Here is a 7,711-nt window from a genome sequence, read left to right on the forward strand (position 1 = left end):
CTTTCGTACGAAGTCGGTTGACCAGACCTGACTTTATTGTACGACTGGAGTTTTTTTTATGTCCATAGCTATAAGCTTTCCGGAACCCCCTGCATAGCAGGGGGTTTTCATTTATACAAAAAAACTTAACGATTTTCGTTAAGCTTTTAAATAACTACTTTACTATACCATTCCAATATAGAATCTCCGTAAAAATAAACAATAACTGCAGCCAGCGCTATAGCTGGTCCAAATGGTACAGGAGTTTTTGTTCCTTTCCCCCGGGCTTTTAACGTAGTGACACCGAAAATCATACCAATCACAGAGGCAATAAAGAGTGTAAGCAGAGAGTTTAAAGTTCCTAGTACTAGACCTATTAAGAAAAAGAGCTTAATGTCCCCTCCACCTATGCCGCCTTTTGAGAGGATGGCAATTAACAAAAGTATGCCAAAGCTAATAAACGCACCAAGCAAACTATCCCACCAAGGATCAAGTGGTGATAAAATTCTCCCAGCCACTAAAAAAGGGAGAAAGAATAGTAAAATTTTATCTGGAATTAACATATATGCAAAATCCGAAACAACAATGATTATTAAAAGCGAGATGAAAAAAAATGCTGCAACAAGTTCGCTGTCTATTCCTATTTTCCAAAACGCAAAGGCAAATAATGAGCCGGTTGCGAGTTCTGTTAATAAATAAACCGGCGAAATTTTTGTACTACAGTTTCTACATTTTCCCTTTAAAATTATGTATGAAAGTACGGGTACTAAGTCGACAATTGTTAAACGGCGTTGACAGTTTCTACAATGTGATGATGGGGTGAGAATTGATTCCTTAATCGGTACCCTTAGTCCAACGACATTAAAAAAGGAACCAAATACAAGACCTAATATCAATACAAATATTGCAATAATAGTTTCCAATTTAACCTCCCCTTACTTTTACCTGGTAGTAATGATTGGATTCGACTATGTTGTGCGGAATCAAAAAATTTTTATTTAAATTCAAACTTTATTTTTCACACACAAGCATAGCATACAATATTTTCTTATTTAAATATACAAAGCTATTAAACCCTTCATTAGTACGTTAAATAGATAAAAACAAAAAGTTTGCGTTAGTATACATACAGCAAGGAACTTTTTGTTATAAAGAGCGACTTTTCTCGTTATATACGAAAAAAGTTGCTAGTTAAGCGGGGTGTTTTTTCAGATATATGGCAAACAAAAATAGACTGCTATCAAAACAGTCTATCCTTTTTGCACTATTCCTGAATTTTTAATGAATACTGAAACTTTATCGTTTATTTCCACTCTTCCTTCAAAATTGCGTAAAAATATTCATCCCACCATTCATTATCTTTTGGGATACATTTTTTAAAGTATCCTTCTCTTCTCATGCCAATCTTCTCCATGACTCGGTATGATGGAATATTTTCAGGTTGACATGTAGCTATAATTCTATGTAGATTCATGTTATTAAAGGCATATTCTAAAATAGCTTGTGCTGCTTCAGAAGCATACCCTCTATTTTGATATTGTGGATTAAACACCCATCCAATTTCATAAGTATGGTCTCCAAAATACTTATGAAAAATAATGTGACCTATAAGAGTATTTTCACCTAATAGTACTACAGGATATTTTTCTGCCTTTTCACCTTTATTTTTATTTACAAAGTCTTTTGCATCTTCTTTAGTAAAAACCCCTTCTGGTATATACCTCATAACATTAATGTCTGATGTATACTCATATACAGCTTGCCAATCTTCGAATTCAAATTCGCGTATTAGTAGCCTCTCTGTTTTTATATTCATTAAAATGATCCCTATAAAATATCTTCCTTTACTTTTGAATATAAGCTTGCAATCTTTTATGTTATAAAATCTTATTTCTCGCCTAGATGCATTAACCAATTGCGTAATTTTTCTTTAGGATAATATACATTATCATTCAATTTAACATGCGGTATATCAGGATACTCTTGTATTAATTTTTTCGCATCTTCTTTCGATATACCGATAAAATAGTGTACCTCATTTTCTTTAATAAGTTCATGGCCGTCATCTTCATCTAAATCTTCAATAAAACTTTTATAATTAGGGTTTTTAAAGTTTTTTAACCCTTCTCCAATAAAGTATCCCGCTACGGCGATTCCAATGCCAATCCAAATTAATTCCATCTTTGCTCACCACCCTATATTTATTTACTTATTATTCAAACTAAAAGTTTCATTTTATTACCTTATTTTTATTATTCTTCTTAATGTAAAATGCCCCAAAGATTTATAAAGTAAATCCCTGGGACATCTTAAAAATTAATATTAGATTATTAAAATTATTTGTAAAAATTAATTTCGATTAATACATTTTTAAGTATTGTTCGCGTTCCCATGGGTGTACTGTTGTACGGAACATTTCGAATTCAATTTCTTTTGCTTCTTTGAAGTTTGCATAGATATGTTCACCTAATGCACGTTTAATTACTTCATCGTTATCAAGCGCAACAAGTGCATCGTCAAGTGAAGCTGGCAAGTTATCGATACCGTTTGCTTTGCGTTCTTCCTCACTCATAATGTAAATATTGCGGTTGATTGCTGGAGGAGGCGTCATTTTTTGACGAATGCCTTCTAAACCAGATTCTAAAATAGCTGCTAATGCTAAATAAGGGTTTGCTGATGGGTCAACTGAACGCACTTCAATACGTGTAGAAACACCGCGAGAAGCTGGTACACGAATTAAAGGTGAACGGTTTTGAGCTGACCAAGCTACATAACAAGGTGCTTCATATCCAGGAACTAAACGTTTATATGAGTTTACAGTTGGGTTTGTTACCGCTGTAAATCCTTGAACGTGAGCTAGTACACCTGCCATGAATTGCATTGCTGTTTCTGATAAGCCGATTTCAGCTTTTTGATCATAGAATGCATTTTCTTTACCTTTGAATAAAGATACGTTACAGTGCATTCCTGAACCTGCTTCACCAAATAATGGTTTTGGCATGAATGTTGCGTGTAAGCCATGTTTACGAGCAATCGTTTTAACAACAAGCTTAAACGTTTGGATGTTGTCACATGCTTCTACAACATTTGCATATTTAAAGTCGATTTCGTGTTGACCTGGCGCTACTTCGTGGTGAGAAGCTTCAATTTCAAAGCCCATTTCTTCAAGCTCTAATACGATATCACGACGGCAGTTTTCTCCAAGGTCTGTTGGTGCTAAGTCGAAATAACCACCATGATCGTTTACTTCTAAAGTAGGTTCGCCTTTTGCATCTAATTTGAATAGGAAGAATTCTGGCTCTGGCCCTAAGTTAAAGTGTGTAAAGCCCAGCTCCTCCATTCCTTTTAAAACTCGTTTTAAGTTGTTACGAGGGTCGCCTGCGAATGGTTCGCCGTCTGCAGTATAAATATCACAAATAAAACGAGCTACTTTACCATTTTCAGTAGTCCATGGGAATACCATAAAAGTATCAAGATCAGGATATAAGTACATATCAGATTCTTCAATACGAACAAAACCTTCAATAGAAGAACCGTCAAACATCATTTTATTGTCTAATGCTTTATCTAATTGACTTACTGGAATTTCTACGTTTTTGATTGTTCCTAAAATGTCTGTAAATTGTAAACGAATGTATTTTACTTCTTTTTCTTCTACAAGACGTTTAATGTCTTCTTTTGTGTATTTACCCACAGAATTCCACACTCCTACTCTTCCCTTACTAGCAAATATGTTTAGTAAATAAATTTATAATTTACGCGAATTATTGATAAAATCGCGATAAATCTCCTTGTCTTAAAGATGGTTTTTGATGGCGCCCTGAAATACGCATTTCTTCACGTAAAATTCGCCGTAATTCTGAATCGGAAATTTCTTCTTTTGCTTTTGCAGCTTGAACTGCAGGATTGTTCTTCATGTCAAATACTTTTTTAATTCCTGCCATGTTTACGCCTTGTTCAAGCATATCTTTAATATCAAGAAGAGTGTCTACATCATTTAGAGAAAACATTCTTCGATTGCCTTCTGTACGGTGTGGCTGAATTAAATCATGTTCTTCATAATAGCGAATTTGACGCGCTGAAAGTTCTGTTAATTGCATAACAGTACTTATCGGTAAAAGCGGCATTGATCTTCTTATTTCACTAGATCTGCTATTTTCACTACTCATTTAATTCACCTCCCTTTCAACCATCATACTCTCGACCATATATATTGTCAATGTCACGTAAGAAAAACTAACATAAAAATATAAGAAATAGTTGCACTATTTACAAAATACAATCAATATTAAGCATATAACATACACAAAGCATAAAAATCAATAATAACATTTCTTGTTAACTAACATTCAATCAATAACTAAAACTGCCTCACCTTAAATAAATGGGAGGCAGTTTTAGGATAAACATTATTTTCTTATATGATTAGTAAACTCTCGAATATTTAAAAACATATTTATAAAATTTAAATAAAGTCCTAGAGCAATTACTATTACTTCACTGTCCTTCACAAAATTGTTCCTCATTATATTTAACTCATAAACCGTATAGAGAGCAAACATTAAAACAAAAAGGCCACACAGAATTAAGAAAAATGAACTGCTTATTGGAATAAAAATATAAATAAAAGCGAACACAACAAATACAGATAATATCGTTAATAGATAATTTGCCATATCTGGAACTTCAAATGTTAATTTTAATCCAAGAAACGCTAATAATAGAAAAATAATAATGGTTCCAATATAAACGGATATGACTAATGCTGTCCCGAGCCATTCAATAAAAACAATCATAATTAAAAATTCAAGCATTCCTAGGAAAAAAGGAATTAAATAAAGAATAATGTTGGGAAGTTGAATTTTTTGCATCAGATATGTACTCACTAACAACACAATACTTAGAATTGCTAATGGTATAACAATGGAGTATGGCAGCATTGTTGCGAGCAGTACACCTAAGATAGTTAGTACCCACATAAAAACAAAATGTTTTAATATGAAGTTGAAGTTCCGATTTCGACTCATATAAGTCATAAATTACTCCAATCTGTTGTCGTTTTTATTTACTATATTTTTATTTTCCTTATGTTATTAATCATTTTAACAAGGAAGAAAGGACAGTATTTTTCGAACTTTCAGGATCAACTTCATTTTTTCTAATAAATATAAATAAGCGATTCCTTTCAGAACCGCTTTAAAAATTATTTTAGTTTTTGTACCGCGCTGCAGATAGCAAACTTTACGTGCTCGTAAGTTAATCCACCTTGAATATAAGCTGTAAATGGTGGACGAATTGGACCGTCAGCTGTAAGTTCAATACTTGAACCTTGTACAAAAGTTCCAGCAGCCATAATGACGTCATCTTCGTACCCTGGCATGTAAGCTGGTACTGGAGCAAAATGGGCATTAATTGGTGATGCCGCTTGAATTTCTTGGCAAAATTCCACCATTTGCTGAGCAGTTTGGAATGACACGGACTGTATTAAATCCGTACGATTATCTGTATAATGGGGGTATGTTGACATCCCCACTTCTTCAAGCATAGCAGATGTAAAAATTGCACCCTTTAAACTTTGTGCAACAACATGCGGTGCTAAGAAAAAACCTTGGTAGAAATCCGCTAGAGTATTTAATGAAGCACCTGCTTCTGCTCCAATGCCAGGTGAGGTCATTCTATAAGCGCATTTTTCTATTAAATCTGCACGCCCTGCAATATAACCACCGATTTTAGCTAATCCCCCACCTGGATTTTTAATTAGTGATCCAGCCATTAGATCTGCTCCAACCTCTGTTGGTTCCAATGCCTCAACAAATTCACCATAGCAATTGTCTACAAAAATAACGACATCTCGCTTAATGTCACGGATTTTTTTACACATTTCTTGAATTTCTGAAATCGTGAATGATGGTCGACTTGCATAACCTTTTGAACGTTGAATCGCAACCATTTTTGTACGTTCGTTAATGGACGCAACTACACCGTTCCAATCAATTTCATGATCATCAATTAAGTCTACATGTTGATAACTTATCCCAAAATCTTTTAATGACCCTGTATCCTTATCTCCCCCATCAACGATTGATTGAAGCGTATCATACGGTTTTCCAGTAATATAAACCAATTCGTCACCTGGTCTTAACACACCAAATAAGCTTAATGTTATAGCATGTGTTCCCGAAATAATTTGACTTCGTACAATTGCTGCTTCTGCTCCAAAAACCTCAGCATAAACCCTTTCCAAATTATCTCGACCCTCATCATCATAACCGTATCCACTAGAAGGATGTAAATGATAATCACTTACTTGGTGTTTACGAAAGGCTGCTAAAACTTTTTGTTGATTGAAAAATGCCATTTTATCTACTTTTTCATGAAATGGACGGATTTTTTCTTCCACTTTACTTGCAAGTTCTATTGTTTCTGGTTTCAAAGTTGAAATAAATGTCATGATAATAGCTCCGATCTTAATGAATTCCTCTATCATCTTACCAATTCTTTTTATCTTTTCAACTATTTTAGATTTTCCAAGCATTTTTCTGCTATTTCAAATCAATTGCACATTGGCGTTTTGTATTGGATTTCTGATGCATTTAAGCCTATTTTAATTTTGAATTTCATTTATCTCAGTCAATGATACTTATAAAGGCACAGGGGGATAGCCCTATTGAATAAAACTATAATCTATATTCATGTCCCTCCTAAAAAGGCAAGGTAACTTCAGTACTTGTCTTGATTAAAGATAAACCATAAAATAACTCTTTACGAATATCTTACAAACTGCTATTCTCAAAATTGCATGAAGTAAGGGGGATGTTTTATGGCATGGGATGTATTTAGTATTATTGGAACAATCGCCTTTGCAATCTCAGGTGCAATTGTTGCAATGGAAGAAGAGTATGATTTATTTGGAGTGTATTTACTCGGCATTGTAACCGCATTTGGTGGTGGAGCTATTCGAAATCTTTTAATTGGCTTGCCAGTTTCGACATTATGGAGTCAGGAAATGATGTTCCAAATCGCTATTGCCGCAATTACAATCTTTTTCCTCGTTCCACATCATTTAATAAAGCATTGGAATCGTTGGGGGAATTTTACCGACGCCATTGGTTTATCGGCTTTTGCAATTCAAGGTGCAATGTATGCTGTATCGCTTGAGCTTCCTCTTAGTGCGGTTATCGTAGCAGCAGTTTTAACAGGTTCAGGCGGAGGAATTGTTCGTGATTTACTAGCTAGAAGAAAACCTATTGTATTACGTGATGAAATTTATGCGGTTTGGGCAGCTGGAGCAGGGGTTATTATCGGGTTAGAATTATTTACTGGAGACTTCTTTCTATATATGCTGTTTATAGTTATCACTTCATTGCGTGTTTTATCATATATGAAGCATTGGAAATTGCCAGTGCGAACATTAAAAAAGGATTTAGAAAAACCGGCAGTAGTTATTTCTACAGATAAAAAAGCACATAGATGAATTGGATAAATTCATCTGTTGTGCTTTTTTGACCATAATACACATTTTTTGGCTCTATAATATTTGTTGGGGTTTGAAAAAATTTCATAAATAAAAAAGCACGTAATCACCGATTTCTATATACTTGAATTGTCGAAAAACAAGCAATGAAAGGTGATACGTGCAAATGAATTTTAACATGAATATTCCAGGATTAAAAGGTGTAACTGTTCATAAGGTGGAGGAGATGGGGGAACGTATTGTTCTACACGTTTCCAT

The 7,711-nt window shown here is 34.1% G+C and carries 8 protein-coding genes; 1 reads left to right on the forward strand and 7 read right to left on the reverse strand.

Features of this window, described 5'->3' with window-relative positions:
• Window positions 1-146 precede the first annotated feature (146 nt).
• The 7 genes from EKG35_RS19980 to EKG35_RS20010 all read right to left on the reverse strand — a co-directional run bounded on the left by EKG35_RS19980 (window position 147) and on the right by EKG35_RS20010 (window position 6,430).
• Complete coding sequence (locus tag EKG35_RS19980) at window positions 147-902, reverse strand: prepilin peptidase (protein WP_126296305.1); 756 nt, start codon at window positions 900-902, stop codon at window positions 147-149.
• Window positions 903-1,282: 380 nt separating this feature from the next.
• On the reverse strand, window positions 1,283-1,795 hold the full coding sequence (locus tag EKG35_RS19985) for a GNAT family N-acetyltransferase (protein ID WP_126296306.1): 513 nt from the start codon (window positions 1,793-1,795) through the stop codon (window positions 1,283-1,285).
• 71 nt (window positions 1,796-1,866) lie between these two features.
• On the reverse strand, window positions 1,867-2,160 hold the full coding sequence (locus tag EKG35_RS19990) for a DNA-binding protein (protein ID WP_126296307.1): 294 nt from the start codon (window positions 2,158-2,160) through the stop codon (window positions 1,867-1,869).
• Between the two features lie 178 nt (window positions 2,161-2,338).
• Entirely contained in the window at window positions 2,339-3,673 is a 1,335-nt protein-coding gene (glnA, locus tag EKG35_RS19995; RefSeq protein WP_126296308.1) for a type I glutamate--ammonia ligase, read from the reverse strand.
• A gap of 70 nt (window positions 3,674-3,743) precedes the next feature.
• Window positions 3,744-4,148, reverse strand: a complete 405-nt coding sequence (locus EKG35_RS20000; protein ID WP_126296309.1) for a MerR family transcriptional regulator — start codon at window positions 4,146-4,148, stop codon at window positions 3,744-3,746.
• Window positions 4,149-4,388: 240 nt separating this feature from the next.
• Window positions 4,389-5,006 carry a Bax inhibitor-1 family protein gene (locus EKG35_RS20005; RefSeq protein ID WP_185807840.1) on the reverse strand — a complete coding sequence of 206 codons (618 nt, stop codon included), beginning with the start codon at window positions 5,004-5,006 and terminating at the stop codon, window positions 4,389-4,391.
• Between the two features lie 176 nt (window positions 5,007-5,182).
• Window positions 5,183-6,430, reverse strand: coding sequence for a methionine gamma-lyase family protein (locus tag EKG35_RS20010; protein ID WP_126296312.1), 1,248 nt, complete (start codon window positions 6,428-6,430; stop codon window positions 5,183-5,185).
• A 369-nt stretch (window positions 6,431-6,799) separates the two neighbouring features.
• Between EKG35_RS20010 and EKG35_RS20015 the strand changes: the two genes are divergently transcribed.
• Entirely contained in the window at window positions 6,800-7,453 is a 654-nt protein-coding gene (locus EKG35_RS20015; protein ID WP_126296311.1) for a trimeric intracellular cation channel family protein, read from the forward strand.
• Window positions 7,454-7,711 lie beyond the last annotated feature (258 nt).

It is taken from the genome of Lysinibacillus telephonicus (genome assembly GCF_003966145.1).
GTDB lineage: Bacteria > Bacillota > Bacilli > Bacillales_A > Planococcaceae > Ureibacillus > Ureibacillus telephonicus.

Coding starts and splice junctions, on each gene's coding strand:
- EKG35_RS20005 (WP_185807840.1), bottom strand. CDS start 5,006: ATGAGTCGAAATCGGAACTTCAACTTCATATTAAAACATTTTGTTTTT.
- EKG35_RS20010 (WP_126296312.1), bottom strand. CDS start 6,430: ATGACATTTATTTCAACTTTGAAACCAGAAACAATAGAACTTGCAAGT.
- EKG35_RS19990 (WP_126296307.1), bottom strand. CDS start 2,160: ATGGAATTAATTTGGATTGGCATTGGAATCGCCGTAGCGGGATACTTT.
- EKG35_RS20000 (WP_126296309.1), bottom strand. CDS start 4,148: ATGAGTAGTGAAAATAGCAGATCTAGTGAAATAAGAAGATCAATGCCG.
- EKG35_RS20015 (WP_126296311.1), top strand. CDS start 6,800: ATGGCATGGGATGTATTTAGTATTATTGGAACAATCGCCTTTGCAATC.
- EKG35_RS19985 (WP_126296306.1), bottom strand. CDS start 1,795: ATGAATATAAAAACAGAGAGGCTACTAATACGCGAATTTGAATTCGAA.